Source organism: Amylibacter sp. IMCC11727, from assembly GCF_029854195.1.
Taxonomy (GTDB): Bacteria; Pseudomonadota; Alphaproteobacteria; order Rhodobacterales; family Rhodobacteraceae; genus Amylibacter.
Genome location: NZ_CP122960.1, coordinates 2605196 through 2632064, shown reverse-complemented (window position 1 = coordinate 2632064; position 26869 = coordinate 2605196). Strand labels below are relative to the sequence as shown.

28 protein-coding genes are annotated in these 26869 nt (G+C 55.7%); 7 read left to right on the top strand and 21 right to left on the bottom strand.

What is annotated here, in order from left to right; all coding sequences use genetic code 11:
- The first annotated feature begins 11 nt into the window (after positions 1 to 11).
- Positions 12 to 596 (top strand): GNAT family protein, encoded by a 585-nt coding sequence (locus tag QBD29_RS13320; RefSeq protein ID WP_280098580.1) that lies wholly within the window; start codon positions 12 to 14, stop codon positions 594 to 596.
- Here QBD29_RS13320 and QBD29_RS13315 read toward each other — a convergent pair.
- The gene (locus tag QBD29_RS13315) at positions 593 to 940 is read right to left on the bottom strand and encodes a hypothetical protein (RefSeq protein ID WP_280098579.1); all 348 of its coding nucleotides are present in this window, start codon (positions 938 to 940) and stop codon (positions 593 to 595) included. The two genes, QBD29_RS13320 and QBD29_RS13315, sit on opposite strands and share 4 nt — an antisense overlap.
- Positions 941 to 1031: 91 nt before the next feature.
- Here QBD29_RS13315 and QBD29_RS13310 point away from each other — a divergent pair, with 91 nt between their 5' ends.
- Together QBD29_RS13310 and QBD29_RS13305 are read left to right on the top strand one after the other, a co-directional pair.
- On the top strand, positions 1032 to 1832 hold the full coding sequence (locus tag QBD29_RS13310; RefSeq protein ID WP_280098578.1) for an MBL fold metallo-hydrolase: 801 nt from the start codon (positions 1032 to 1034) through the stop codon (positions 1830 to 1832).
- A 55-nt stretch (positions 1833 to 1887) separates the two neighbouring features.
- Positions 1888 to 3297 carry an FAD-binding oxidoreductase gene (locus QBD29_RS13305; RefSeq protein WP_280098577.1) on the top strand — a complete coding sequence of 470 codons (1410 nt, stop codon included), beginning with the start codon at positions 1888 to 1890 and terminating at the stop codon, positions 3295 to 3297.
- Between the two features lie 152 nt (positions 3298 to 3449).
- Here the strand turns inward: QBD29_RS13305 and QBD29_RS13300 are convergent, their stop codons facing one another.
- From QBD29_RS13300 to QBD29_RS13275, 6 genes are read right to left on the bottom strand one after another with little or no spacing between them, the layout of a single operon-like run.
- Positions 3450 to 3983 carry an adenine phosphoribosyltransferase gene (locus QBD29_RS13300; protein ID WP_280098576.1) on the bottom strand — a complete coding sequence of 178 codons (534 nt, stop codon included), beginning with the start codon at positions 3981 to 3983 and terminating at the stop codon, positions 3450 to 3452.
- Between the two features lie 11 nt (positions 3984 to 3994).
- Positions 3995 to 4477 (bottom strand): DUF2269 domain-containing protein, encoded by a 483-nt coding sequence (locus QBD29_RS13295; RefSeq protein ID WP_280098575.1) that lies wholly within the window; start codon positions 4475 to 4477, stop codon positions 3995 to 3997.
- Positions 4477 to 5763, bottom strand: coding sequence for a DoxX-like family protein (locus tag QBD29_RS13290; RefSeq protein ID WP_280098574.1), 1287 nt, complete (start codon positions 5761 to 5763; stop codon positions 4477 to 4479). The genes QBD29_RS13295 and QBD29_RS13290 overlap by 1 nt, the downstream gene beginning before the upstream one ends.
- Entirely contained in the window at positions 5760 to 6794 is a 1035-nt protein-coding gene (locus QBD29_RS13285; RefSeq protein ID WP_280100972.1) for an alpha/beta fold hydrolase, read from the bottom strand. Before QBD29_RS13285 ends, QBD29_RS13290 begins: the two co-directional genes overlap by 4 nt.
- Complete coding sequence (locus QBD29_RS13280; RefSeq protein WP_280098573.1) at positions 6794 to 7663, bottom strand: S-methyl-5'-thioadenosine phosphorylase; 870 nt, start codon at positions 7661 to 7663, stop codon at positions 6794 to 6796. The genes QBD29_RS13285 and QBD29_RS13280 overlap by 1 nt, the downstream gene beginning before the upstream one ends.
- A 9-nt stretch (positions 7664 to 7672) precedes the next feature.
- Positions 7673 to 8281: a flavin reductase family protein gene (locus QBD29_RS13275; RefSeq protein ID WP_280098572.1), complete on the bottom strand. Its 609-nt coding sequence runs from the start codon at positions 8279 to 8281 to the stop codon at positions 7673 to 7675.
- 111 nt (positions 8282 to 8392) lie between these two features.
- On the opposite strand from QBD29_RS13275, the gene QBD29_RS13270 reads away from it, so the two are divergent.
- Positions 8393 to 8890 carry an N-acetyltransferase gene (locus tag QBD29_RS13270; protein ID WP_280098571.1) on the top strand — a complete coding sequence of 166 codons (498 nt, stop codon included), beginning with the start codon at positions 8393 to 8395 and terminating at the stop codon, positions 8888 to 8890.
- 3 nt (positions 8891 to 8893) lie between these two features.
- On the opposite strand, the gene QBD29_RS13265 is transcribed toward QBD29_RS13270, so the two are convergent.
- The 3 genes from QBD29_RS13265 to QBD29_RS13255 form a co-directional block, all read right to left on the bottom strand.
- A complete protein-coding gene (locus tag QBD29_RS13265; protein ID WP_280098570.1) occupies positions 8894 to 10465 on the bottom strand; it encodes a hypothetical protein in 1572 nt (523 codons plus the stop codon).
- Between the two features lie 131 nt (positions 10466 to 10596).
- Positions 10597 to 11253: a DUF938 domain-containing protein gene (locus QBD29_RS13260; RefSeq protein ID WP_280098569.1), complete on the bottom strand. Its 657-nt coding sequence runs from the start codon at positions 11251 to 11253 to the stop codon at positions 10597 to 10599.
- Positions 11253 to 12629, bottom strand: a complete 1377-nt coding sequence (locus tag QBD29_RS13255; RefSeq protein WP_280098568.1) for an FAD-linked oxidase C-terminal domain-containing protein — start codon at positions 12627 to 12629, stop codon at positions 11253 to 11255. Before QBD29_RS13255 ends, QBD29_RS13260 begins: the two co-directional genes overlap by 1 nt.
- Positions 12630 to 12778: 149 nt before the next feature.
- On the opposite strand from QBD29_RS13255, the gene QBD29_RS13250 reads away from it, so the two are divergent.
- Positions 12779 to 14392, top strand: coding sequence for a chloride channel protein (locus QBD29_RS13250; protein WP_280100971.1), 1614 nt, complete (start codon positions 12779 to 12781; stop codon positions 14390 to 14392).
- Positions 14393 to 14408: 16 nt separating this feature from the next.
- Here the strand turns inward: QBD29_RS13250 and QBD29_RS13245 are convergent, their stop codons facing one another.
- From QBD29_RS13245 to cobS, 5 genes are all read right to left on the bottom strand, one after another.
- Positions 14409 to 14756, bottom strand: a complete 348-nt coding sequence (locus tag QBD29_RS13245) for a DUF427 domain-containing protein (protein ID WP_280098567.1) — start codon at positions 14754 to 14756, stop codon at positions 14409 to 14411.
- Positions 14757 to 15306: 550 nt separating this feature from the next.
- Positions 15307 to 17112 carry an aminopeptidase P family protein gene (locus QBD29_RS13240; protein WP_280098566.1) on the bottom strand — a complete coding sequence of 602 codons (1806 nt, stop codon included), beginning with the start codon at positions 17110 to 17112 and terminating at the stop codon, positions 15307 to 15309.
- Positions 17113 to 17115: 3 nt separating this feature from the next.
- Positions 17116 to 18987: a cobaltochelatase subunit CobT gene (cobT, locus tag QBD29_RS13235; protein ID WP_280098565.1), complete on the bottom strand. Its 1872-nt coding sequence runs from the start codon at positions 18985 to 18987 to the stop codon at positions 17116 to 17118.
- Positions 18988 to 18996: 9 nt separating this feature from the next.
- Positions 18997 to 19359 carry a hypothetical protein gene (locus tag QBD29_RS13230; RefSeq protein WP_280098564.1) on the bottom strand — a complete coding sequence of 121 codons (363 nt, stop codon included), beginning with the start codon at positions 19357 to 19359 and terminating at the stop codon, positions 18997 to 18999.
- Between the two features lie 16 nt (positions 19360 to 19375).
- Entirely contained in the window at positions 19376 to 20362 is a 987-nt protein-coding gene (gene cobS, locus QBD29_RS13225) for a cobaltochelatase subunit CobS (RefSeq protein ID WP_280098563.1), read from the bottom strand.
- 193 nt (positions 20363 to 20555) lie between these two features.
- Here cobS and QBD29_RS13220 point away from each other — a divergent pair, with 193 nt between their 5' ends.
- Positions 20556 to 21599, top strand: coding sequence for a succinylglutamate desuccinylase/aspartoacylase family protein (locus QBD29_RS13220; protein WP_280098562.1), 1044 nt, complete (start codon positions 20556 to 20558; stop codon positions 21597 to 21599).
- Here QBD29_RS13220 and QBD29_RS13215 read toward each other — a convergent pair.
- Positions 21592 to 22245, bottom strand: a complete 654-nt coding sequence (locus QBD29_RS13215) for a J domain-containing protein (RefSeq protein ID WP_280098561.1) — start codon at positions 22243 to 22245, stop codon at positions 21592 to 21594. The two genes, QBD29_RS13220 and QBD29_RS13215, sit on opposite strands and share 8 nt — an antisense overlap.
- A gap of 180 nt (positions 22246 to 22425) precedes the next feature.
- On the opposite strand from QBD29_RS13215, the gene QBD29_RS13210 reads away from it, so the two are divergent.
- Positions 22426 to 22683 carry a BolA family protein gene (locus tag QBD29_RS13210; RefSeq protein WP_280098560.1) on the top strand — a complete coding sequence of 86 codons (258 nt, stop codon included), beginning with the start codon at positions 22426 to 22428 and terminating at the stop codon, positions 22681 to 22683.
- Between the two features lie 8 nt (positions 22684 to 22691).
- Here the strand turns inward: QBD29_RS13210 and QBD29_RS13205 are convergent, their stop codons facing one another.
- The 5 genes from QBD29_RS13205 to QBD29_RS13185 form a co-directional block, all read right to left on the bottom strand.
- Positions 22692 to 23186, bottom strand: a complete 495-nt coding sequence (locus QBD29_RS13205) for a DUF4177 domain-containing protein (RefSeq protein WP_280098559.1) — start codon at positions 23184 to 23186, stop codon at positions 22692 to 22694.
- A 99-nt stretch (positions 23187 to 23285) separates the two neighbouring features.
- On the bottom strand, positions 23286 to 23756 hold the full coding sequence (locus QBD29_RS13200) for a thioesterase family protein (protein WP_280098558.1): 471 nt from the start codon (positions 23754 to 23756) through the stop codon (positions 23286 to 23288).
- A gap of 33 nt (positions 23757 to 23789) precedes the next feature.
- On the bottom strand, positions 23790 to 24251 hold the full coding sequence (locus tag QBD29_RS13195; protein ID WP_280098557.1) for a GNAT family N-acetyltransferase: 462 nt from the start codon (positions 24249 to 24251) through the stop codon (positions 23790 to 23792).
- A 477-nt stretch (positions 24252 to 24728) separates the two neighbouring features.
- Positions 24729 to 26240, bottom strand: coding sequence for an Asp-tRNA(Asn)/Glu-tRNA(Gln) amidotransferase subunit GatB (gatB, locus tag QBD29_RS13190; protein WP_280098556.1), 1512 nt, complete (start codon positions 26238 to 26240; stop codon positions 24729 to 24731).
- Between the two features lie 60 nt (positions 26241 to 26300).
- On the bottom strand, positions 26301 to 26864 hold the full coding sequence (locus tag QBD29_RS13185) for a hypothetical protein (protein ID WP_280098555.1): 564 nt from the start codon (positions 26862 to 26864) through the stop codon (positions 26301 to 26303).
- Between the last annotated feature and the right edge of the window lie 5 nt (positions 26865 to 26869).

Here is a 26869-nt window from a genome sequence, read left to right as displayed (position 1 = left end):
TAGTTTGGCGCATGTTTAAACGCCGCCCCAAAGTGATGATAGAGGCCGAGCATGTGACCTTGCGCATGCCGATGATGGCCGATCATTTATCTTGGGTGAAATTGCGCCAAGATGGCGAGGACTTTCTGGCCCCGTGGGAGCCTATTTGGGCCCCTGATCATTTTTCCAAACGGGCGTTTTCCAACCGCGTGTTTTGGGCGCGTAAAACCTATGAGGCGGGAAAAGGCGTGCCATTGTTTATCATTCGGCGCGAAGATCAGGCGCTGTTGGGGGCCATTACGTTGGACAACATTCGGCGCGGTCCTGCGATGGCGGGGACGTTGGGGTATTGGATCGGGGCGGAGTTTGCGCGGTCTGGTTATATGACCGATGCCATTCAGGCCGTTGTTCATTATGCGTTTTACCAGCTGGATTTGAGCCGTGTTGAGGCGGCGACCCTGCCCGAGAATGCGGCGTCACGCGGGTTGCTGGAAAAGACAGGGTTTAAGTACGAGGGTGTGGCACAAAGCTATCTGCAAATTGCGGGGAGGTGGCGGACACATGTGCTTTATGCCAATATCCGAGGTGATCGGCGGGGTAAAACGGACGCGGGTTAGCCGTTTATGACGTTGCCGCAGACCTGTGTTTCAAACATCAAAACCTGACCCTCTTCGAGGCTGTGCGGGGCGTTATCGACCCACCATTTAGCAGCGTCTGTGTTGAACGCGGCAAGGATTTCAATCGCGCCTTTTGAATGCACGTAATAGCCTGTCATGGTTTGGGGTTCTTGCACCAAACCTTTCAGAAACGCACCGAGCCGCGTGCGCGATCCTGTGACAACGCCTTGAACTTTGCTGGTGACTGGCAGGTGGTGATAGAGCGGCAAGCGCAAGCCGATCCATGCGTCGCGGACCCATTCGGGGGCTTCGCCGTTCGGGCGTTTGATGATTTCGATGTACATGCCTGTTGGTTGCACGGATTTGCAATTGTGATCAAGGGATTTGGGAAAACGGTGTAGGCTGAGGTCAGAGTTGGATTCGGGGAGGTGTGATATGCTGAGATATTTTCTGGTGCTATTTGCCATGACGGCGACGCCCACGCTGGCACAGACCCGAATGCCGAGCCATTGTTTGGCGTTTGCGGATGCGGGGCCACAAATCCATTATGCGTCTTTGAAAAAAGATGAAGTGGCGATCACATATGCAGATCATTCCATGTATGTGATTGATACCGTTGGAGGATTGCGTGCGGTCACGGATTATAATGGGTATATCGGCAAGGTGGATAAGGCCCCAGACATCGTGACAATGAACCGTGGGCATTCCAGCCATTACACTGATTACCCTGACCCAAGCATTCCGCATATCCTGCGGGGCTGGGACCCCAAAGGCGGTGTGGCAGAGCACGAATTGGACTTAGGCGAAATGCTGATCCGCAATGTGACCACGGACATCAGGGGGGTGTTTACGGGGCAGATCCCCGATGGAAACTCGATCTTTATCTTTGAGGTGGCGGGGCTCTGTATTGGGCATCTGGGCCATCTTCATCACGAACCAAGTGACGAGCAGTTTGCGCGGATCGGACGGTTGGATGTGGTGATGGCGGCCGTGGATGGGGGCATGACGCTCGATCATCCGACCATGGTGAAAACGCTCAAACGGTTTCGATCATCGGTGGTGTTGCCGATGCACTGGTTTGGGGAAACGACGCTCGGGGCGTTTCTGGCGGGGATGCGCGATGAGTTTGATGTGGTGCGTATGGAAGACAGCACGCTGATCCTGAGCCAAGATCGCCTGCCCGCCCGCCCAACGGTGATTGTGATGCCGCCGCAGTTTTACACGGAATACGAATAGCGGTGCTTGTGAGTGCGCGGGGGGGCAGGTAAGCCTGTTTGCAAGGAGAGTGCCGATGCTAAACCCCGCTGATGATGCGTTTCTTGCCCTGTTGAACGAGGCTATTCCCGATGTGGCTGGGCCGATTGAGCCGCGGTATTTGGAAGAGCCGCGTGGGATGGTGAAGGGGCAGGGTGGTGTTTTGGCGCGTCCGCGTTCAACACAAGAGGTGGCAACGGTGGTTCGGCTGTGCGGCGAACATGGGGTTGCCGTTGTACCTTATGGCGGTGGCACGGGGCTGGTTGGGGGACAAGTGGCCACGGGCGTAGCGGCACCGTTGGTTTTGTCGCTGGAGCGGATGTCTGCGGTGCGCAATGTGGACCCTGTGGGCAATACGATCACGGTAGAGGCAGGCATGACATTGGCCGCTGTGCAGGATGCGGCGGATCAGGCAGGGCGGATGTTTCCATTGTCGTTGGCATCGGAAGGATCGTGTTTGATTGGCGGGAATTTGGCGACGAATGCGGGCGGCGTGCAGGTGCTGCGCTATGGCAATGCGCGGGATTTGTGCCTTGGGGTTGAGGCCGTGATGCCCGATGGAACGATCCATCACGGGTTAAAGCGGTTGCGCAAGGACAACACAGGCTATGATTTGCGCAATCTGTTGGTGGGGTCTGAAGGCACGCTTGGGGTGATTACAGCGGCGGTGTTGAAGTTGGTGCAGAAACCTGCAGCGTTGACCACTTGTTTCGCAATTGTGGAGGGGCCACGGGCGGCGGCAAAGCTGTTGGCGCGGATGCAAGTGGCGCTCGATGGATTGGTGAGCGCGTTTGAATTGATGAGTGGGGTCGGGTTTGAGTTTCTGCATGAAACCATGCCCGAGGTGCGCACGCCGTTTGAGGGCGCCCCAGACTGGATGGTGCTGGCGGAGATTGGGTCTGGCGTGGATGCGGATATGGAAACGCGGATGAGCGCAGTTTTGGCAGCGGCGCTGGAAGATGGGTTGATCTGCGATGTGGTCCTGGCGCAATCCGCCGCGCAGCGCGATGCGTTTTGGACCGTGCGCGAGAGCATTCCTGCAGCGAACAAACGGATTGGCGCGATTTCAAGCCATGATATTTCCATCCCGCAAGATCGGATCGCGGCGTTCATTGACGAGGGCCGCACGGCGTTGGCGCCATTTGGCCCCCTGCGGCTGAACTGTTTTGGGCACCTGGGTGACGGGAACTTGCATTTCAATGTGTACCCGCCCAAAGGCGACGCAAAGGCGGATTGGGCGCATTTGAAACGGGATTTAATGGATGTGGTGCATGATTTGGTTCACGCCTATGACGGATCAATTTCGGCAGAGCATGGCATTGGACGGTTCAAAGCGGGTGATCTGCAGCGCTATGGTGATCCAGCGAAATTAGCGGCGATGCGTGGGATTAAAACGGCGCTGGACCCGATGGGGATTATGAATCCTGATGTGATTTTAACGCGGTAAAGGCGTTTGTGTGTCTTTCACGGTGCAGCAAAGAGTTAACGAAACATAAACGCCGACACGTCCATTTGGACGTGTCGGCGTTAAGCGGTTGTTTAGGAATTGGGTGTGGATTGCGCGTACGAGCGTTTGGATAAATGGCCGCGAAACGTGGATCAATCGCCCTCAAACGCACAAAGCGATGTGACAGGAACACCCAGATCACGGATGACCTGCGCCCCACCCAAATCTGGCAGGTCAATGATAAAGGCCGCATGGATGACCTCGCCGCCCAAGCGTTCGATCAGTTTGATCCCTGCGGCTGCCGTACCCCCCGTGGCGATCAGATCGTCGATCAGCAAAACGCGTGCCCCTGCTTCAATCGCGTCGTCATGAACTTCGATCGTGGCTGTGCCGTATTCCAGTGTATAATCTTCGGATATTGTTTTGCCTGGCAATTTGCCCGCCTTGCGCACAGGCAGAAACCCAACTCCGAGCCGTTCTGCCACTGCGCCGCCGATGATAAAGCCTCGTGCTTCGAGCCCTGCGATGGTGTCGATATTCATGTCTTTGCATTGTTCCACCATCTGCGAAACGGCGAGTTTGAACCCTTCGGCATTGCCAAACAGGGTGGTCACATCGCGAAACATGATACCCTTGTGGGGGAAATCAGGAATCGTGCGGATGTAATCGGTGATGTCTTTGGTCATTGTGATGTCTTTCAAAAGCCGAGGTCAGGTTTCGATATCATAAGCCAGAAGATGGCCACAAGAGCGGCAAAGGCGGGCCATCCAAGCGCAAACCAGAGGCGAAAGGCACGGCGTGCTTCAGGTGGAAGGGGCGCGTTGTTTTGCGCGGCGGTGCGGGCAAGATTGCGGATGCGGATTTGCAGATGGACCACAGGGGCCCAGCAGATGAAGGCGAGCACATAGAGCGCATAGGTTGCCAATAACCACGGTGCGTTCAAAGACCACCCTTGAAGTGCGATCAGAGCAAGCCCTGACAGCGGTTGGACAAGGCCTGCGGGTGTTGTGAACAGCCAATCCGCAATCACTACCCCGCCTGAAACATGGGCGATGGTTTGCGGGTTTTGGCTGCGCCATGCCCAAACCATTTGAAATGCTGTGCCGATACCCGTGCCAAACAAAACCGTGGATGACAGGATGTGTATCCATTTGGCAATGAGGTAGAGATCAAGTTCCATCATCTTTCCTTTTGCAAAATGGTGTGGATCAGCAACAGCGCAAGGATGGGAATGTTTTTCAACAGCCCGCCAAGCGGGAGCAGCCAGAGGGTTGGATTCAAGAGGCTGAAGGTGGCTGTGTAGCCAATAATCATCGCGAATTGCAATTGGGTGATGCGTTTGGGCTGCCAATCACGGATCAAGGCCAAAGCGATGAATAGGTCGATCACACCGCCTGCGCGCGCCATAGCAACAAGCACATTGTCTGGGATGGCTGTGTTCAGTAGGGGCAGGAATTGGTCAGGCGGGAGCATTAGACCAATGAGGCCCGATATCAGCCATAACACAGCAAGGCACAGACGCACGGCGGGTTTCATCAGAAACAGACGTGCATGCCACAGATCGGATGTGCCAACAGGGCGTGCGTTTAAGAACTTGCTGAATCCGCGCGGGCTTGCGTCAATTTCGGCGTGCATCGCTGTGGTGTCGGCCACAACGCCTGCGTTGATTTGCGCCAAGGACGTGCGGGAGACCGGCCCCATTTTGCAGAAATCACCAATCCAACCAAACAGGGACATTAAAGGGGAAGGGAGGGTGATTATTGGTGCTTTTGGCAGGCCAAGCCAGCGGCGGTATTGCGCCAACAGTGTATGCAATGAAACGGTTTCTGGGCCGCCCACGTCAATTGGGTTGCTTGTCGGGGGATGACGCAACACAGCGTCAATGACCCCTGCAAGGTCGGTTGCATGGATTGGATTAAACTGGGGGGCTGCGCCCGATGGAACGGGCATTGCAATTGGACATGCCGCCAAGGCACGAATAAGAGACGAGCCGCCATAGGAGGTGTCGGACAACACCAAGCCGCAGCGCAAAGCCGTTACGTTATGCGCGAGCGCGGTCGTTTCTCCCGCACGGCGGTATTTGGAAAAATCCGTATCCGCGTCGATACCGACAGCAGAAATCAGGACCCCTGTGGCGCCTTTGGGCATGGCTGAATAGACGGCAAGTGGGGTCGTGACATGGACTGCAGTAAAGGCACGTTCTGACCCGTTGAGCAGCCCTGCGGCATTAACGACGTGGTCCGCGGTTTTAAGTTTTTCTTTCCAAAAATCGGATGACTGAACTGCAGAATCCAAGAAATCTGCGGTAAGGGTTTCAAACCCCATTTCCATCAAAGCGGTTGGATTGCGGGCGACACAGACAACATTGTGTCCAAGATCGCGCAAGCCATAGGCCAGATGTCTGCCAATAAATCCATCTGCCCCAAGCAGCACCGTGCGATGCAAATCTGACGTGCTTTGGGTCATCGGCTGACGTCGTCGATCCGTTTTTGCAGGACGGTGACGTCGTTTGTGCGGTTTGGATCGGGCAGTTCACGCAAAATGGAGAGGATCGTTGGGGATGTGATGGCGACGGAGTGGCCGCTTTCGCCGTCTTTCACGTCCGTTACATCCACAAACTGCACGCCATAGCGGCGCAGCGTTTCGGTGTCTTTTAACTGGCCCACGCGGTTGGCGCGCCCTGACAGAAACGCGGATAGGCGTAGGGCGGGGTCTTCGGCGCTGCCAAAGACAACAAACGGGTTTGGCATCGGATCGATGCGGCTGATTTGGGTTTCAAACAGATCCGTGTCGATATCTGGTGCAATCAGGATCACGCCGCCGATGCGGTGGGATAGGCGCGATTTTGATTGCAGTGAAATTTGGCGCAAGGTTTCTGTGACAAGGCTCGATCCCACAGAATGGGCGACAATGACGATGTTGCCAAACCCTTGATCGGCAACAGTTTTGATCAGGGATTCTAGCCCATCGCGGGCAAATAGAATGCTGTCACGATCACGGATGTATTCGAGCGAATTTTCTGTGGCGGGCCACGAATAGTGGATCACCGTATTGCGGTCCTGCATGTCGTGGGAAATCTGCGCGAGGCGATATGTGCCTTCGGCAAATGATGTGTTGTAGCCGTGAACATAGATGATCGCCGTGTCTGTGTTGCGCGCGGCATTGGCGTTTAATGCGCGGCCAAACGTTAAGGCGGAGTCGTAAGGTGTGACGTTTTTTGTGACAAAGTCCGTGGCTGGATTTGGGTTTCTTCCAGGCCATTCGATTTTGCCTTCCACGTGGATTGGCGGGATCGAGATGTCATACCGCGCATAGTTCAGGCGTGATGTGCGTTTTGCAGAGAAATCCGTAGGCCCATCTGCTTGGCGTGTGGTGGCCACAAAGATTTCACGTGTTGTGGTGTTTGCACTGTCTGTTGGCACAAAGTCGATCCGCTCTGGCCCCGAACAGGCCATGAGCGTCACTGCCAGTAAAAGTGCAACCGCGCGAACAAACATCAAAGCACGCGGCCTGCCACGGCGTCGAGTTTGGCCACAAGTTTTGGATCGCGGGCGTCTGGTTGCGTAAGGATGGCAAATTCCAGCGCCTTATCACAGCCATGTGGACAGTCTTCACGTGGTGCGCCGAGGATGTTTGGCAGGCGGGCCACTAGTCCCTTTGCTTTGGCGGAATTGCTCATCAGGGTTTCGATGATTTTGGTCACGTCCACTTCGCCGTGGTCGGGGTGCCAGCTGTCGTAATCGGTGATCATGGCCACAGAGGCGTAGCACAGCTCTGCTTCGCGGGCGAGTTTGGCTTCGGGCATGTTGGTCATGCCGATCACATCACAGCCCCAGACCTCGCGGTACATTTTGGATTCTGCGAGGGTGGAAAATTGCGGGCCTTCCATGGCGAGGTATGTGCCGCCGTTGTGGACGGTGATGCCTTCGGCCTTGGCTGCGTCAAAGCAAGCCGCGCCAAGGCGCGGGCAGGTGGGATGGGCCACGGAGACATGGGCCACACAGCCTGGACCAAAGAAGGATTTTTCGCGGGCAAAGGTGCGGTCGATGAATTGATCGACGATCACAAAATCGCCGGGTGCCATTTCATCGCGAAAAGAGCCGCAGGCAGACACGGAAATCACATCGGTCACGCCTGCGCGTTTCAATGCGTCAATGTTGGCGCGGTAGTTGATGGTGGATGGTGTTTGCACGTGACCGCGCCCGTGGCGGGGCAGAAAGACCATTTTTACACCGTCGAGCGTGCCGACCAGCAGGTCGTCGGAGGGATTGCCAAAGGGGCTTTCGACGGTGATCCATTGCGGGTTTTCAAGGCCGTCGATGTCGTAAACACCAGAGCCGCCGATGATGCCGAGTACTGTTGTCATGGGGTGTCCTTAGGTTTGGCCGGGTCGGTTCAGTGAAAAGGTTTCTGTCACCGCAGCGTAATCGCGATACCCCAATCGGGCCAGCGGTTTATAAGAGGTGATATCGAGCAAGCCGTCTTTGATGTGCTGATCTTGGATGTGAATGCCAACGACTTCGCCAATGATCATAAAGGCATGACCTGGCAATGCGATTTCTTGGAACAGCTTGCATTCCATTGAAACAGGGGCTTCGGCCACAAAGGGTGCTTTGATTACGGATGAAGTGCCTTTGGTCAAGCCGGCATGGGCGTATTCATCATCGCCGTGGGGGGCGTGGGCGGAAGAAATATTCATGGCGTCCTGCAAATCCGATGACACGATGGACACGCAGAATTCCCCCGTGGCGCGGATGTTTTCAAGGCTGTCTTTTTCCTCGTCCAGACCGATTTTGCGCCCTGTGGTGGAATACATCACCATGGGCGGGACATCTTGGACACCATTGAAAAAGGAATAAGGCGCGAGATTGGCGTTGCCGTTTTTATCAAGCGTGCTGATCCAGCCGATGGGGCGCGGAGCGACGATGGTTTTGAACGGGTTATGGGGCAGACCGTGATCGTCGATATTGGGGCGGTAAAACATGGGGGTTTCCTGATTTGGAATGCGTTGCCACGTTTGTAGCGGTCTGATATCGCAAGGGAAAGTGGATTTGCCCCAAACGCAGAGTTCGTTTGTAGGGTTCGAAAGGCAGCGATGTTTCACCTGACGCCAGAATCGGACGAGGATCGGTACGAGGTTGAGTATCTGTACGACCTTGCCTTTGCACCTGGGCGAGAAGCGTTGTCGTCATATCGGCTGCGCGAGGGTGTCGATCCTGTGGCCGACCTGTGTTTGGTGGCGCGCGATGAGTATCACGTGTTGGCGGGTGCCATTCGGTATTGGCCTGTGGTGATTGGCACGGCGCAGGATGCTGCGTTGTTGTTGGGACCAGTGGCGGTGCATCCGACCTATCAAGGGGAAGGTCTTGGCGGAGTGTTGGTGCGCCAAAGTCTGGAGGTTGCGCGGGATTTAGGCTGGTCGCGTGTGATCCTAGTGGGGGATGCGCCCTACTATGGAAAATTCGGGTTCACGCGTGCCGATGCGCTCAGCTTTCCCCCACCAACCAACCCTGAACGGGTGTTGTGTAAAGCGTTGGCGGATGGGGCGTTTGACGGGGTGTTTGGTTTGATCGGATCGGTCCAAAGGCCCTAGACCTTATCGACACCGATTTGTTAAACATTTGCCTTCGCCAATGGAATACACCGAGGAATGGCCGGGAGAACCTGCTGGCACAGGGACATCTTCGCCGAGCAAGAATTTAACGCTGTGCCCCCCTGCGAGGCCCGCAGGATATCGGGCGATGGGTTTGGCAATCAGGTAATAGCCACGCCCGTTGACCCGGATTTTATCTTCGACCATGAGCTGCATCAGCCCTGCTTCTTGTGGGAGAACATCGTAGGCTTGCGCAGGCTTGGGTGAAATCACTTTGTCGACGTCAAATTTGCGGATCCCTGCGGGATGGAACCGTTTGAGATTTTGCATTGTGTTAGAGCTGCCGAACGGACCGCCTGTTGGACCTTGACCATTTGGTTGGTCAAGCAACTTTGGACCTTCGGGCGTGAGTTCATAGCGTTTGCCGTTAAGAACAAGAATATCTGTGCCACCGCTGCTTTGTTTGCCCCCTTTGCCAGAGGGTAAGGCCAGCGTGTTAATCGTATAAAATGCAAGCATTTGATCGGGCGCACGGGATAGTTCTCTTTGGGCCTTTTGATAGGCCATAATGCCTTTGCCATCGTCGACTTTCGAAACAGCATCGACGCAACTGTTTTGTTCGACAAAATGGATGCGGTTTTTGGGGATGCCGACAACGCCCGCACCGCCGCCTTCATGGACGCGGCTTTTCTGGACAACCAATTGTTGAATGCGATCTGTTGCGCCGGAAAACTCCCATATGGTTTTTGTGTGGCTGGCAAGAACCAAATAAATCGGTTTTGTGCCTGCTTCGATATGGAGCTGGGCCGCATGTGTTACATCGTTCATGCCTGCAACGCTGATTGTAGACAGGGCGGCACCTTCATAGCCTGTCAGGACAACCAATTGCGCATTTTGAGCAGGTTTGGGGGCCGTGCAGGTGGCTTGAAGTTTGCCAAATGCGTTTGGTATCTTTCGCTTTATCCGGGTTTTGCGCAGGTTCATCGGAGCGTCTTCCAACGCGTTTATGATATCAATGATTTCAGGCGCAGTTGTGAAGCCGTCCTCATCAAGATCAAACAAAAGCAGAGAGCGGTTGTTCACATTTCTGCGCCCAGTTTTGATTTTCGTTTTTGTATAATTGAGGATTTCTGGGAACGACAACGCGTCATCGGCATTGGTGTCCGCCAGACCAAACGTCAGTTCCAAGTCAGCGGCTTGACGACCTGTGAAGGCTTCTCTTTCGGCTTGTGTGATGGTTCCGTCAGCATTCAAATCCCAAGCGAGTATTCTGGAAATCAAGCGGGACCGCTGTGACGCGATTTGAATGGATTCGTATTGTTCAAGGTCTTGGGCGCTGAGCCGACCAATGGGAGAAATTGCGAACAAATTACGCATAAGAAGCTGAAGGGCATCGCTTTTCTGGTTTTTTGCGAGTTGGTTTTCGATGCGCGTGAAGGTTCGGATCAAGTCTTGATCCCCAGCGATTTTGTCTTTCATTTCTGCGCTGATGTCAGAAGTGGATTTTGCCTGTGCTGGCCCTGTGAGCAAGCAGATGGAACTGATAGCGGCTGTCAGGAGAAACGATTTGAACATTTAAAATACCTCAAAATTTTGGAGAGTAATGCTTGAGGATATTGGCGAGAATATGACCTTTCGATGATGGAGGGGGCGTTTCTTGGCCTGTTTGAATGAGTTGCTTTGCCGCAATTCTACCAGCTTTGGCGTCAGGAATTTTGGAAAATCAGGGCGAGGTTGTTGGCGGGCATTTCGATGGTTGTGGCATGGGTTAGGCCCGCGTGTGCTGCGGTTGAGATAACCCATTGATCGTTTTTGTAGCCGGTTTCGGGATCGTGTTGGCGCAGGTTTGCATCGAAGGTTTTGTCGCCCTCGCTGGTGAGGCAGCCGTTTCGTTTGAACGGACCGTAAAGGGCGAGTGTTCCGTTTGGGGCGAGGGTTTTGGCGGCTTCGGTTATTAGGGTTTCTGCTTCGGGTGTTGAGATAAGGTGGAGGAGGTTTGCCAGCGTTATCAGGTCTTTGGGATCAAGGGTTTGTGACCAGCCTGATTGGGTGGCGTTGAGCCTGATCGGGGCGGCGATGTTGGTGAGGCCGCTATCTGCTGTATAGGCAGTGATGCTGGTGAGGCGTGTGGGATCTAATTCGCTCGGCTGCCACTGGAGGGTCGGCATGGCGGCAGCGAAGGTGATGATGTGTTGACCTGTGCCGCTTGCTAATTCGAGCGCTTGCCCTGCGGTGGGCGCGATGCTGGCGATGGCGGCGCAAAGATCGTTGGCGTTTCGCGCCGCAGACGGGGCGTGGAGTTTGCCGCTCGAATCCGTTTCAAGGGCAATTGAGGCGCTGGGCGCAGGGGGGCGGATGGCCATTAGTTCACGTTCACAATTTTGCCGGGGTTCATGATGCCTGTTGGATCAAACGTGCGTTTCAGATCGGCCATGATATTCACGGCTTCGCCGTGTTCTGCCTGAAGGTATTTCATTTTGCCAATACCGATGCCGTGTTCCCCTGTGACCGTGCCACCGAGTTCAAGCGCGCGCAGGTTCATCCGCGAGGTTAGCTCTTTGGCGAGGTTCAACTCGGACTCATTCTTGCGATCAAACAGGAAGAGAACATGATAGTTGCCATCGCCCACATGGCCCACGATGGGGGCCTGCCAGCCGTGGGCTTCCACATCGGCGATGGTGTCATCCATGGCTTGGGCGAGTTTGGAAATCGGCACGCAAACATCGGTGGAAATGCCGTCGGTTCCTGGTTTCTGGGCCTTCATCGCAAAGTATGCGTTATGGCGGGCGTGCCAGAGTTTGGTGCGATCCTCGGCCTTGGTGGCGTATTGAAAACCGCCGCCGCCCATATCTTCGGCAATGTCTTTCATGCGGTCGGCGGTTTCGGCGACGCTGGCGTCTGATCCGTGAAATTCCATAAACAGGTGATGGGTTTCTTTCATGGACATGTGGGAATAGGCGTTAATCGCTTTGATTGACATAGGGTCCACATATTCCATCCGCGCCACGGGCAGGCCCATTTGCACGGCCATGATGACCGAGTTGACGGCGCTGGCGGTGTCGGGAAATTCGCAGACGGCGGCAGAGATGGCTTCGGGTTGGCCGTGCAGTTTGAGGGTGATTTCGGTGATGATGCCGAGCGTGCCCTCTGACCCGACAAACAGGCGGGTGAGGTCGTAGCCTGCGGAAGATTTCTTCGCGCGTGATCCTGTGCGAATGATGCGGCCATCGGCCAGCACCACTTCGAGTGCCATGACGTTGTCTTTCATTTTGCCATAACGCACGGTTGTGGTGCCAGAGGCTGAGGTGGCTGTCATGCCGCCAATGGTGGCGTTTGCGCCTGGATCAACGGGGAAAAACAGACCTGTGGCGCGCAATTCGGTGTTCAGCTCTTCGCGCGTGATGCCCGGTTGCACCACCACATAGAGGTCTTCGGCGGCCACGTTCAGCAATTTGTTCATGTTGATCATGTCGATGGTTACGCCGCCACGGATGGGCAGGGCGTGGCCTTCGAGTGATGTGCCAACGCCCCAAGGAATGACGGGGCAGCCGTGCGCGTGGCAGATTTTAACGATTTCGGACACTTCGGCGGTGTTGTTTGGGAAGGCGACCGCATCAGGGGGCATCAGGTCGTAATAGGTTTCATTGTCCCCGTGCAGGTTCAAAACACTTTCTGCGGTGGACAGCCTGTCGCCCAGAAGTGACTTGAGTTCTGCAATGGCTTGGGCATTGTTGGACATGAGGTTGGCTCCGACTGGTATTGGTGTCTGTGATTGATGCACAGGTTAATAAGATGTAGGGGCTGGGGAAAGCGCAAAACTGCCAAAGGGGGACGGCGTTCGTGAGCAATTATCCGTTTCGCAAGACCCGATTGTGGAGTCGCGAGATCGTGCGGGCCATTCGGCGTGACGGATTGGGCACGCTGCAGTTTTGGTTGATTGCGCTGATTATCGGGATTGCAGCGGGTTGGGCGACGCTCGGGTTTCGGGTGGCGATTTCGAGTTTGCAGGAATGGATTTACGGCGAAAACGATGTGCAGTTGGCATCGGCGGCCAGTCAGTTGCCGTGGTATTGGGTGCTGATGGTGCCTGTGATTGGTGGTTTGATCGTTGGGTTTATCCTGCAACGATACACCCCTGATGGACGCGTGCGTGCGGTGGCCCATGTGATTGAAGGGGCCGCATTGCACAATGGTAAGGTCGAGGGTAAGGCGGGGCTGGCATCGGCCGTTGCATCGTTGATTACGTTGTCATCCGGGGGATCAACAGGGCGCGAGGGGCCCGTGGTGCATCTGGCGGCGGTGATTTCATCCAAGATTTCACGGTTCATTAAGGCGGATGGGGTCACGGCGCGTGATTTGCTGGGCTGTGCGGTGGCCAGCGCGGTTGCGGCGAGTTTCAACGCGCCGATTGCGGGCACAATTTTCGCGATGGAAGTGATCCTGCGCCATTATGCGGTGCATTCTTTTGGGCCGATTGTGATTGCTGCGGTGTCAGGTGCCTTGATCAGCCGTTTTCGGTTTGGGGATATTACCGAGTTCACGCTGCCCGCGCATATGCTGGAATTTTACTGGGAATTGCCAGCGTTTGTGTTGCTGGGGCTGACCTGTGGGATGGTGGCGGTGGTGATGATGCGGGCGATTTTTTGGGCCGAGGACACAGGGGACCATTGGCAGGCGCAGTTTGGCATTCCTGGATGGTTGCGCCCTGGTTTGGCGGGCTTGGCGCTGGGTGTGCTTGCGATTTTTGCGCCCCATATTATCGGCGTTGGGTATGAAACCACGTCCTTGGCGCTGACGGGGCAGATTGGATTTTGGACGGCGGTTGCGTTTGTGGTGGTGAAAGTGGCCGCGGTGGCGATCACCATGGGCGGGCGTATGGGGGGCGGCGCGTTTTCCCCTGCGTTGATGGTTGGTGCCCTGACAGGATTGGCGTTTGGCTGGGTGGCGACGGGACTGGCCCCTGATTTGTCTGGAACGCAGACGCTGTATGCGATTGCAGGTATGGGGGCGGTTGGGGCCGCCGTGTTGGGGGCACCGATTTCCACCAGTTTGATTGTGTTTGAAATGACGGGTGACTGGCAGGCAGGGCTGGCCGTTATGATTGCGGTGGCTGTGTCTACATCCTTGGCCAGCAAGTTTGTGGCGCGGTCGTTCTTTTTGGAACAGTTGGAACGGCGCGGGGTGCGGTTGGCGGCGGGGCCACAGGCGTATTTGTTGGCCACGATCCCTGTGCGCACTTTGATGCGGGATTTGGATCATCCGCGTATGGCGGATGTCGCGGCCTGTCAGGCGTTGATTGATGCGAAAACCTTTGTGGTTCGGTCCAGCTCGCTTGAGGTGGCGTTGCCGCTGTTTGATGGATCAAAACATGCGTTTTTGCCTGTGGTGGCGTCGACGGAAGCAGAGGGCACGCCCGTTTTGGTCGGTGCGTTGTTTCAGGTGGATGCGTTGCGAGCCTATAGCCAAGCCATGGCCGAAACGGCGCAAGAGCAGCATTCCTAACGCGTGTTTGCGGAAATTAGGAAACGGATTCGACCGTGACTTCGTCTTGGTGAAACGCAAGGTGGTCTTTGATGGCCGCCACGGATTTGTGGGGCGTTTCATAAGACCAAGCCACGTTTTCCTGACGGCGGCTTTTGCCGATCAGATGAAAGTAGGTGGCGTCGCCCTTGTGTGGGCATGTGGTGGTTTTGTCGGAAGCGTCAAAGAACACCATTTGCAGGTCTTCGCGTGGCACATAGATGACGGGTTCATAATCGCCTTCGGTCAAGATCAGCGCGTTCGTGGTTTCACCGATAACGGCTCCTTGGGCGCGAACGCTCCATGTGCCTTTTGCGGGTTCAATTGTGATTTCTGGGCCAGCCATGATGGTTCCATTTGATTGATTTCGCGCAGTATATCACAGGTTTTTGTGAAATGGCACAACAGAAAGTTGCGGGTTTAGTTGGGATTTATTTAGGCATTGGACGGGGGGTGCGGAATTAAAGAAGGGAGGTTCCTCGCTCAAGGACCTCCCTTCGTGGTGGTTTGGATCGGGCTCGCCTTCCCGTGATCCATTTCACCTCTCGCCCCGCGTGTCGCGGTTATTTTACGAACCACCCCAGTTCGGTTTCGCCTGACAGTGTCTGCCTGTGCCCATCACCCGAAGGGCGCTGTTAGGCGATGAACCTTATATGCGGCGGGATCGGGACTAAAACAACGCGGGGGCCCTGCCAGTTTTAGGAAAATGCTTTGCAAATTGGAGTGTGAAATTTCGCCAATTTTACAGGGATGTATTGCGAGTTTGTTTCACATTCTCAACGTGTTGAAAACACGGGCACATCTGGGATTGCGGTGCGACGTGCCGCCTTACGTTTTTGTTAAGGGTTTGTTTATTTCCGTAAGGTTTTAGCTAATTTTTGCAAAGAACAGCCGGGTCACAGCGGTGCGCAGGCGCCTTTGAGCCAGGTTTTTGTGGAGTCTGAACACACGTGCGCCAGCTTTTCATAGACCTCTGCGTGGTAGGCGTTGAGCCATTCGCGATCTGATTTGGTGAGCAGATCAACATCAATCATGGACCGATCAATTGGGGCATATGTGAGGGTTTTGAATTGCAACATTTCCCGGTCATCGGCCCCTTCGAGCGGGCTGGCCGGTTCCACAACGATCAGGTTTTCAAGTCGAATGCCAAAGTGACCCGGTTTGTAGTAGCCTGGTTCATTGGACAGGATCATGCCTGATTGCAGTGGAACATCTGACACGCGGGAAATGCGTTGCGGACCTTCGTGAACGGATAGATAAACGCCAACGCCGTGGCCTGTGCCGTGATCGAAGTCGAGCCCTGCTTGCCACAAGGGATTGCGGGCGAGCGGGTCGATATCGCGCCCTGCCAGCCCTTTGGGGAAGCGGGCCATGGAGACGTTGATCATGCCGCGCAGCACGAGGGTGAAGGCGCGGATCGCCTCGGCAGGGGGGGAGCCGATGGCCATGGTGCGGGTAATATCTGTGGTGCCGTCGAGGTATTGTGCGCCTGAATCCACCAGCAGCAGGTTGTTGGGTTCGATTTTTGCGTTGGTTTCATCCGTCACGCGGTAGTGCATGATTGCACCGTGAGGACCTGTGCCGCAGATGGTGTCAAAGCTGATGTTTTGCAGCGACCCTGTGGCCACGCGGAAGGATTCAAGTTTTTTAACCACGTCGATTTCGGTGAGGTCGGGGGCGGGGCCTTGGGCGGCCACCCACGCGAGGAATTCACAGACCGCAGCGCCGTCGCGGATGTGGGCGGCGGCGGTTCCTGCGATTTCCGTTTCGTTTTTCACGGCTTTTGCGAGAAGGATTGGATCGGCGGCGTAAGTGACATCGGTTCCTGCGGTTTTGAGGCGGGCGTCGAGCCAGACGGGGGCGGTGGATTTGTCCACCAAAACGGGGCCTTTGAGGGCGTCGATTGTCGGGCCAAGCTGTTCAGGGGGTTGTATGGTCACGTCATTGCCGAGGTGGCTTCGCAGGGCGTCATCTACCTTAACGGGATCAATGAACAGGGTGGCGTGGCCTGTGTCGTCGAGTGTGGCGAAGGCCAGTGCAACAGGGGTTTGGCCAAGGTCGGTGCCCCGTGTGTTTAAAAGCCATGCGATGGCGTCTGGTTGGGTGAGAACAACAGAACCGTTGCCGTCTTTGCGCAGGCCTTTGGCGATTTGCGCGCGTTTGTCGGCGCTGGATTTTCCCGCCAGATCAACAGGGTAAGGGACCATCAGATCGGACGGTGCGGCGGGGCGATCGGCCCAGATGCGATCAATCAGATTGTCGCAGGGTTTGAGCGTGATGCCTGTTCCCGCAAGATGTTTTTCAGCGGCGTCGATTTCGCCTTTGGTGTGGAGCCAAGGATCAAAGCCGATCGCATCGCCGTCTTTGGCGGTGGAAGCGAGCCAGTCGCCAAGATTGTTTTTGGGGTAATCAACGGGGGTGAAGTGATCGAGGTCCACTTGGTCGCGGACTTGTAGCGTATAGCGCCCGTCGATGAATACGCCTGCGATATCCGTTAAGGCGACGCAGAAGCCTGCAGAGCCTGTGAAGCCCGTGAGCCACGCGAGGCGTTTGTCGCAATCGGCCACGTACTCCCCTTGGTGCGCGTCGGCGCGGGGGATGATGAAACCGTCGAGGCCTTCGGCTTGCATGGCGGAGCGCAGAGCGGCCAATCGGGGGCCGCCCGTTTCAGGCGTGGTGGTGGCGTCAAAGGTTTGGAACATGTGTTACCCCGTTTTGCGCAGCACCATTTTTGGCCCTTGCTTGTGGTTTGGATCAAACAGACCCGCCAGTTGTTCGGTGATCGCGCCTGCCAATTGTTCGGCGTCTGTGATGGTGACCGCGCGTTCGTAGTAGCGGGTTACATCGTGGCCGATGCCGATGGCGATCAGTTCCACCTGTTTGCGGTTTTCGATCATGGCGATCACGTCGCGCAGGTGCTTTTCAAGATAGCTGGCGGAGTTTACCGACAGAGTGGAATCATCCACCGGCGCACCATCGGAAATCACCATCAGGATGCGGCGTTGTTCTGGGCGAGCTACCATGCGTTTGTGCGCCCATTCGAGCGCCTCGCCGTCAATGTTTTCCTTGAGCAGGCCCTCTTTCATCATCAAACCGAGGTTGGGGCGCGTACGCCGCCATGGAGCATCGGCCCCTTTGTAGATGATGTGGCGCAGGTCGTTGAGGCGCCCTGGCGTTTGTTCGCGCCCTGCCTTGAGCCAGTTTTCGCGGGATTGTCCGCCTTTCCACGCACGGGTGGTAAAGCCGAGGATTTCGCATTTCACTTGGCAGCGTTCCAGCGTGCGGGCGAGGACATCGGCGCAGATGGCAGCGATGGAAATCGGGCGGCCGCGCATGGAACCTGAGTTATCGAGCAGGAGCGTGACCACTGTGTCTTTGAACTCTGTGTCGTTTTCGACTTTGAAAGACAGGGGGGTCGTTGGGTTGGAAATCACACGCGCAAGGCGGCCTGCATCAAGGATGCCCTCTTCCATGTCGAACGCCCAAGACCGGTTTTGTTGCGCCTGAAGGCGACGTTGCAGTTTGTTGGCCAAGCGGGATACTGCGCCTTTGAGCGGATCAAGCTGCTGATCAAGGTAGGCGCGCAGGCGTTCCAGCTCGGCAGGTTCGGCCAGTTCTTCGGCGAGGACTTCTTCGTCAAATTCGGTGGAGTAGACTTTGTAATTTGGGTCTGCATCCGAATGGGGTGCGGGGGGCGGAGGGTCCATGGGGGGCTGTCCGTCTGGGGCCTCCATTTCCTCTGCATTGTCCATATCGTCGCGCTCTTCCATGGAGGTTTGCGCTTGTTGTTGCTCGTCCGAGGCTTGCTGATCGTCGGAGGCTTCGGTTTCGTCCTGATCGTCGGATTGATCGCCTGAATCGGTGTCGGGCGTTTCTTCCTCTTGGTTGTCTTCTTCGGCCTCTTCCTGACGGTCGGGGTTTTCCTCGTCTAGGTCATCGCCGAGCTGTTCACCATACCCGAGATCATCGATCATTTGGCGGGCGAATTTGGAGAAGGCGACTTGATCGTCGAGCACGTCTTGCAGGTTTTCAAGCGTGCCTTCGGCTTGGGATTCAATGAACCCGCGCCAGAGCTCCATCACATGAGCGGCAGCAGGGGGCAGATCGCGGCCCGTGGCCAGATGGCGCACGAGGTAGCCCGCAGCGGTGGCGAGCGGTGCGCTCGCGGCGTCTTGGATTTGCGCAAAGCCCATTTTAGCGGCTTCGTTGCTGATCTTTGCGTCGATGTTGCTTGCGGTGCCGGGCATGGCGCGTGCGCCCATGGCCTCGCAGCGGGCGGTTTCCATGGCTTCGTACAAGGAGCGGGCCATTTCGCCTTGTGGCGCGTAGCGGTTGTGTGTTGCCTCGTTGTGGAACCGCATCCGCATGGCGTAGGCGTCGGCGGTGCCACGGGCCAGCAGAACCTCGTCACGGGTCATGCGGCGGGTGACCTGCGGCAGGCGCATCGCATCGTTGGACATGCCAGCGGGATCGACGGTGTAAGACACGTTCAGCTCTGGCTCATTCGCCATGGCTTTGGTCGCCTCGGCCAGTGCCTTTTTGAACGGATCAGCGGGGTTGTCGTTTGGTTTGTTCATTTTACTGACCTAGCATTTCAGATCGACGCGCACGGCGGGGATATCTTTGAGGTTGCTCATCGGGATCGCTTCGTCATCGCGGCCGCCTGTCCACATGGAGACGACCCGTTCCACGGCGGTGTTGCAACCTGTGGCGGCTTTGGCGGCGCGTTCTACGGTTTTCACGGTCATCTTGGTGGAGCGTTTAGACGGGCCAACGAGGGCGTAGGTTTTGGCGGGGTCAACGGCAACAAGGTATGTTTGGGAGCCAAGGGATACGGGTTGGCGCGTGGACCATGTGGAGGACACGTCAGCGACGGCAGGTATAGCCCAAAGCGTGGCGCAAGCGGTGGCAAGTGCCATGCTGTTTTTGTGCCACGATCTGTAAGTCATACTGTGCCTTTCAGGGTTACCCCAAGCTCACACTCGCCGCGCTTTCTGGCAGTTCTTCGTCGAAACAGCGTTGGTAGAATTCAGCCACTGTCTGGCGTTCCAGCTCGTCGCATTTGTTGAGGAAAGTAAGGCGGAAGGCGAAGCCGATGTCGCCGAAGATGCGGGCGTTTTCGGCCCATGCCAGCACGGTGCGTGGGGACATCACGGTGGAGATATCGCCGTTCATGAAGGATGTGCGCGACAGGTCGGCGACGGTGACCATTTGGCTGATGTCTTTGCGGCCTTGTTCGGTGTTGTAGGTCGGGTTTTTCGACAGGATGATTGCCGCTTCTGCGTCGTGGGACAGATAGTTCAGGGTCGCGACAAGTGACCAACGGTCCATCTGGCCTTGGTTGATTTGTTGGGTGCCGTGGTAGAGGCCCGTTGTGTCGCCCAAACCAACAGTGTTCGCTGTGGCGAACAAGCGGAAGTAGGGGTTCGGGGTGATGATTTCGTTTTGGTCGAGCAATGTCAGTTTGCCGTCTTTTTCCAGAACGCGCTGGATCACGAACATAACGTCTGCGCGGCCCGCGTCGTATTCATCAAACACGATGGCAACGGGGTTGCGCAGCGCCCATGGCAGGATGCCTTCGTGGAATTCGGTGACTTGTTTGCCGTCTTTCAGTTTGATGGCGTCTTTACCGATCAGATCAATACGAGAAATGTGGCTGTCCAGATTCACGCGCACGGCTGGCCAGTTGAGGCGGGAGGCCACCTGTTCGATGTGGGTGGATTTCCCTGTGCCGTGATAGCCTTGGATCATCACACGGCGGTTGTGTGAAAAGCCCGCCAAAATCGCCATTGTGGTGTCTGGGTCGAATTTATAGGTGCTGTCGACTTCTGGTACACGGTCAGAGTTCTGTTTGAACCCTTTGACTTTCATGTCCGTATCAATGCCAAACACATCGCGAACAGAAATTTCTTCTGTTGGTTCAGCCATCATATCCAAGTTGCCGTCAGCCATAGTCTTCGTCCCGCGTGATCGTAAAAAATGAGCCCGTTAAAAGGCGTGCAGTGCTTAGTGGAATATATCGCGGTAGGGTGCAAGGGGTAGGTCGAAATTTGAATTGGACTTAACGTCACAAGGAATTGGGTGGGTCTCTTGCACTTTACCTTGAAATGCACAAAGCAGGGGCAGGTTTCAAAGGATTGTGCCAATGGCTAAGCGGGCGGATTTTGTATTGGGCGACACGGCGGTGGCTGCGGGGACGCGGGCCACGGTGCATTTGCCTGTTAGCGTGATGGCGGATCATACCCCTGTGGCGCTGTCTGCCCATGTGATCCACGGTAAAAAGGCGGGGCCGACCTTTTTCGTCAGCGCGGGTGTGCATGGGGATGAGGTGATTGGCGTGGAAATCGTGCGCCGGTTGTTGGGGTTTGAGGGGCTCGATACCCTGCGCGGCACGTTAATTGTGGTGCCGATTGTGAACACCTATGGGTTTTTGATGCGATCGCGGTATTTGCCTGATCGACGCGATTTGAACCGATCTTTCCCAGGTTCCAGCAAAGGATCGCTGGCATCGCGTTTGGCGCATATTTTCCTTAACGATATTGTGGCGCGATGTGATTTTGGGGTGGATTTGCATTCTGCCGCCATTCACCGCACGAACCTGCCGCAAATTCGTGTGTCCGAAGGGCGCGAAGGTATGCTGGATTTGGCCCATGTGTTTGGCGCCCCTGTGATCCTGACCTCTGACTTGCGCGAAGGCAGTTTGCGGCAATGTGCGGCGGAGCGCGGTGTGGATGTGCTGTTGTATGAGGCAGGCGAAGGGCTGCGGTTTGATGAAATGGCTGTGCGTGCGGGCGTGGCGGGGATTTTGCGCGTATTGCGGCATCTGGGCATGGTATCGCGCAAAGGTATCGCCAAACCCAAAGGGCCAAGCGTTTTATGTGAGGGCAGCAAATGGGTGCGTTCCCCTGCGGGCGGGTTGTTGCGCGGGTTCAAAGGGGAAGGCGATTTTGTGAAAGAAGGCGATGTGCTGGGCGCGGTATCTGACCCGTTTGGCCAAGAAGAGGCAGAGCTGATTGCACCATTGGGCGGTGTCATCATCGGGCGGGCAGTGTTGCCTGTGGTGAACGAAGGGGACGCCACGTTCCATATTGCCGAGGTGAAATCCACGGCCGAGGCAGAAGAAGCGGTTGAAGATTGGGCCACGCAGATGGAGCGTGACCCGCTGTTTGATGAAGACGAGATTATTTAAAGAGTTTGGAATTCTTGATTTGATCCCAAGCCCAAACGACCTGTTGCAGGCGGTCTTCGTCTGAGCGGTCGCCGCCGTTCATGTCTGGGTGCAGTTCTTTGATCAGTTTTTTGTACTGTTTGCGCAGTTCTGCTTTGGTCCAGTTGTCCCGTGCTTCCAAAATATCAATCGCCTTGCGTTCGGCGGCAGGCAAGCGCCGTGTGCCCCCTGCTGGGTCTGATTTGCCGGGATTGCGGGTGGCGTTTGCGCCAAGCACTTCGGTCGGGTCTTCGATGCCGAGCCGTGCCCATGCTTTTTCTTCGATGGTGGCTTTGGCGTGGTTGGCCTTATCCCCGAAGGGTTTTGTGTCGCGGTCCCATACGCGATCTGCGGCGAATTGTTTTTCCATTTCTTCTTCGGAGTGGTTTTCGAAGAAGTTCCATTTGGAGTTAAATTCGCGGATGTGCGTGAGGCAGAACCAATAAAACTCTTCCAGATTGTCAGGATGTTTTGGCGCGCGGTATTTGCCCGGTTCGTTGCAGCCATCGTGCTGGCATTGACGGGATGACGTTTCAAACGCGCCAGACATGCCGCGCCGTCCTTTGGCGCGCCGCTTTTTATCAGCAGAAACGGAAATGTCGAAATCAAACGGCGAGCGTTCGGCCATTGGGTCATCCTTTGTGAGTGCGTTCTATTCCAGCCCGAAAGAGTAGGGCCGCCGCGAAACCGAGTGAGAAACACAGTTTTTACAACCTGAAGTCATAGAAGTGCTTTTCGACTCGGACGAGGGAGTTTAGCTTATTAAGCCAGAGCGCCAAGGGGCATTTTAGGGTGAATGGTAAAAAATATGACAATGAAAGAGCGCATGGAGCGCAAGTTAACGGCTGAGTTTGAGCCGCAAACTCTTGAAATTATTGATGAAAGTGAAGATCATCGGGGGCATGGGGGATACCGCGAAGGGGGCGAGACCCATTTTCGTATTGTGATGCGGGCAGAGACGCTCAAGGGGATGAGCCGTGTGGCGCGCCAACGTGCCGTCATGGCCTGTGTCAAAGCCGAGATGGACGAACGGGTCCATGCGCTGGCGCTCGATGTGAGCAGCTAACGCGGCGATTAACGCGTTGCGGGATCGTCGGCTGCGTTTTCTGGCTGAGCGAAAGGGCTGTCTTCCGCTTGGCTCGTCATCGGAGGGTCGGCGGGATATTCCGTTGTTTCGGCCCAGTCTGAAGACACGGCAGGTTCGGCAGGCAGTTCCGTTGGTTCCTGCGCTGATTCTGGGGTGTGTGCGGGTTCGACCACGGGGTCTGGCTCGGCTTCGACCATATCGGTTTGATCTTCGATATATCCTGCCATGGCGGTTGTTTCATCGGCCACAACGGTGCGGCGAAACACCAGAACCGTTTGATATGTTTCAACACGGGATTTCAGCAAGCCTGGTTTCTCTTCGACGGGCAGGCTGTCGGAACGCAGGTATTCCCAGCCTTCGGCGGCCTGTTCGTTCATGGTTTCAGTCAAAACGGCGGCAAAACGCCCTGCGGTTCCTTTGACGCCTTTGATCCGTTTGGACCGATTTGGGGCTGGAACGACTTTGTATTCAAAGGTTTGCATTTTGACTTTCCCATCACTTGATCGGCTGTGGTTTTGCCCGATTAGGGGCGACAGAGCAAGGGCAGAGTGGTGCGTTGAGTGGCCTTGGGCGAAAAACCGTCAGGCTTTGATTGAGATGGATTTGCTGACCCGTTTGGGCAAGGGCAAAACGCTGTGGGCTGCATGGATGGCCTTGAAATTGGCAAGGATGTGATCGGGCATCGGGGCCACGCGCGGGCCTGACATATCAATGTGCAGCGCGAGCGCTTCGCCCGTGGCAGCGAGCCAGCCGTCGGCGTGGAAAAGTTCTTGGTAGGTGTGGAACCGTTTCTCGTCGTAGGCGATCAGTTGCGTGGTCACATAGACCTCGTCGCCTTCGTGCAGCTCGCGGATGTAGCTGATGTGAAACTCCGCCGTGTAAGTCGTGTGGCCGTCATTTTTGGCGTAGTCGGGGCCAAAGCCGATTTCTTCGTAAATCTCATCGACGGAGGTGTCGAACAGCACGGTGTAATAGGCCATGTTGAGGTGACCGTTATAGTCGATCCATTCAGGGCGGACGTGTTTGGGGGAGGAGCGGAAGGGGGCTTGCATTGGGGTGGGCCTTTAGAAACGAACGTTGCCTTCTTAAAGAACCTTAAAGGATTTACCAACCGTCTCGGCGCTCTTTTTATAGGTTTGAAACCCGAGCGACGCATAGAAGGAAAGCGCTGGCGCGTTGTGAGCGGCGATAAGGGCTTCGATTTCGCGGATGTTGTTGGACTGGGCCGCGCGTTTGGTGTGTTCAAAGAGGGCACGCCCAAGGCCGCGCCGCGCGGCGGAAGGGCGGATGTGCGTGCCGATGATGCCCCATCCGATTGATGTGCCGTAAGGGTTGCCTCGCACGGCGCGTTTGAGGGATTGGAAGCCGAGAGCCTGCCCGTTTTGGTCGATTGCAAGGCTGCATTGGATTTGGTCGGGATGAGCGATGTAATGGGACAACACAAACGCAGGGCTGCTCGGTTTGGCGCGTTTTCCTGCGGTGATGAGGTCTTGCAAAATGCTGTTCAAGGCCGCGGCATCGTTTGGATTGGCGGGTCTGATTTGCATGAGGTCCGTCCTAGGGGGCGTTCGGTTTACTAGCTAAAACTGTTGCAACAAATTCGCTGAAGGCTTTTTGGCCTAGCTGTTTCAAACAAGTAGGCGCGGTGAAGATTGTAGCGATGAGCCTTTTGTTTATCGGTAACGGGTCAGTTCACACTGGAGCATCGATATTCACACTGGAGCATCGATATTCGCGCGTAGAGTTTTCTTTAGATAGCGAATTAAGCAATTGATCGCACACTTCTCTATCACCTGACCCGTAATATCCAAAAATTAGAATTGCTTTCTCCCATCCTCCTAGAGAGTTACGTATTTCTAACCAAACACCGTCTTCACTGATTGAGTTTTTCTCGACGCTATTAACAAACGCACTTAATTCCTTTTCGTAGCTTCGTTCAAAAAATAACGTAGAGATTTGATAAGTCGCTATCAACACAACGACCGTTAAGGTGACTTTGTTAAAGTTTGAGATCAAAAACTCACTCACCCACCCAACTTCTTCGCCACCAGCTCGTTCACTGCTTTTGGATTGGCCTTGCCACCCGTTGCCTTCATCACCTGACCCACAAACCAGCCAGCCAGTTTGGGGTTGGCTTGCGCCTTGGCCACTTGGTCGGGGTTGGCGGCGATGATTTCGTCTACGGCGGCTTCAATCGCGCCTGTGTCGGTGACTTGTTTCATGCCGCGAGACTCGACGATCTCGTTCGGGTCGCCGCCTTCGGTGTAGACGATTTCGAACAGGTCTTTGGCGATTTTGCCGCTGATCGCGTCTGAGGCGATGAGGTCGATGATGCCGCCAAGTTGCGCGGGGGACACGGGGCTGTCTGTAATGTCGCATTCGTCTTTTTTCAGACGGCCAAACAGTTCGTTGATCACCCAGTTGGCGGCGGTTTTACCGTCGCGGCCTTTGGCGGTTTCTTCAAAGTAGTTGGCGCTCGCCACTTCGGCGGTCAGAACGCTGGCGTCGTATTCTGTCATGCCGAAATCGGCCATAAAGCGGGCCTTTTTCGCGTCTGGTAGTTCTGGCAGGTTGGATTTGATCTCGTCCACCCAAGACTGTTCGATTTCCAGTGGCAGCAGGTCTGGGCACGGGAAATAGCGGTAATCATGCGCTTCTTCTTTGGAGCGCAGCGGGGAAATTTCGCCCGTGTCTGGGTTCCATGCGATGGTGTTTTGCTGGATTTCGCCGCCGTCTTCCAAGATGGCGATTTGGCGTTTGGCTTCGGCCATGATCGCGGCTTGGATAAAGCGCATGGAGTTCATGTTTTTCAGCTCGCAGCGCGTGCCAAGGTGGCCGAAATCGCCTGTTTCGCGGAATTTTTCGTAATCCCCGGGACGGCAGACAGACACGTTGACGTCTGCACGCAGGTTGCCGTTTTGCATGTTGCCGTCGGAGGTGCCGAGATACTGTACGATCTGGCGGATTTTGGCCACGTAGGCGGCAGCCTCTTCTGGGCCGCGAATGTCGGGGCGCGACACGATTTCCATCAGGGCCACGCCTGTGCGGTTTAGGTCCACGAAAGACATGTTTGGGTCCATGTCGTGTACGGATTTACCCGCGTCCTGTTCAAGGTGGATGCGTTCCACACGAATGGTGCGCGCCACGCCTGGTTCCATGTCTACATGCACTTCGCCTTCGCCCACAATGGGGTGATAGAGCTGGCTGATTTGGTAGCCTTGCGGCAGGTCGGGGTAGAAATAGTTTTTGCGATCAAACGCGGAGTAAAGGTGGATTTCTGCGTTGAGGCCAAGGCCCGTGCGCACCGCCTGTTCCACACAAAATTCGTTGATGACGGGCAGCATGCCAGGCATAGCGGCATCGACAAAAGACACGTTGGAGTTTGGTTCGGCCCCGAATTTGGTGGATGCGCCTGAAAACAGTTTTGCGTTTGAGGCCACCTGCGCGTGGATTTCCATGCCGATCACAAGCTCCCAATCGCCTGTGGCGCCTGAGATGGTTTTCGGTTTTGGTTCTGTGAATGTCAGATCAAGCATGTGCTTTGCCTTTGCGCATCTGGTGCAATTATCAGGATGCGTTTTAGGCGTTTGGGTGTTTTAGCGCAAGCCGCGTTCGCCCACTTGGGCGTTGAAATCTGCAAGGGCTGCGGCAAAGGGGGTGAGATCCCATTTCAGCAGTTGTTCTTGGCCGTGGCGGTCGAAGAAATCTTGGACGAGAACGGCTGGATCATCACTGGATGCGGCAAGAGCGGCGATGAACGTGTCAGCTGCGTTCCCTGTCCATGTGCATGTGGCGATGCGCGTGCAGTTGATATCATCAAGCTGCCATGTGGTTGTGTCCCCCGCATCTATGCGAAATCCGCCCTTTTTATACAGAGTGTTTGGTTCGATGCCGAATTCGATTTTGTACCCTTGGGGTTCAGGAGTAATAAAGGTAAAGACGGCGGCAAATTTTGGGCGGGGCGAAAACACATCCACATAGCGCAGATAACAGCGGCGTTCGGTGATGCCATCGGTTTCGCGCCAGTCGCACATGCTGTCCCACAGGCCGAAGGCTTTGTGGTGGTCAAAGCGCCATTCGCCCGCCGTGTCATTTCCTGCGCGGTCTTGCGCGATGACGGGGGAGGCGAGAAGGCAGAGGAGAAGGGGAATTGTGCGCATGGTAC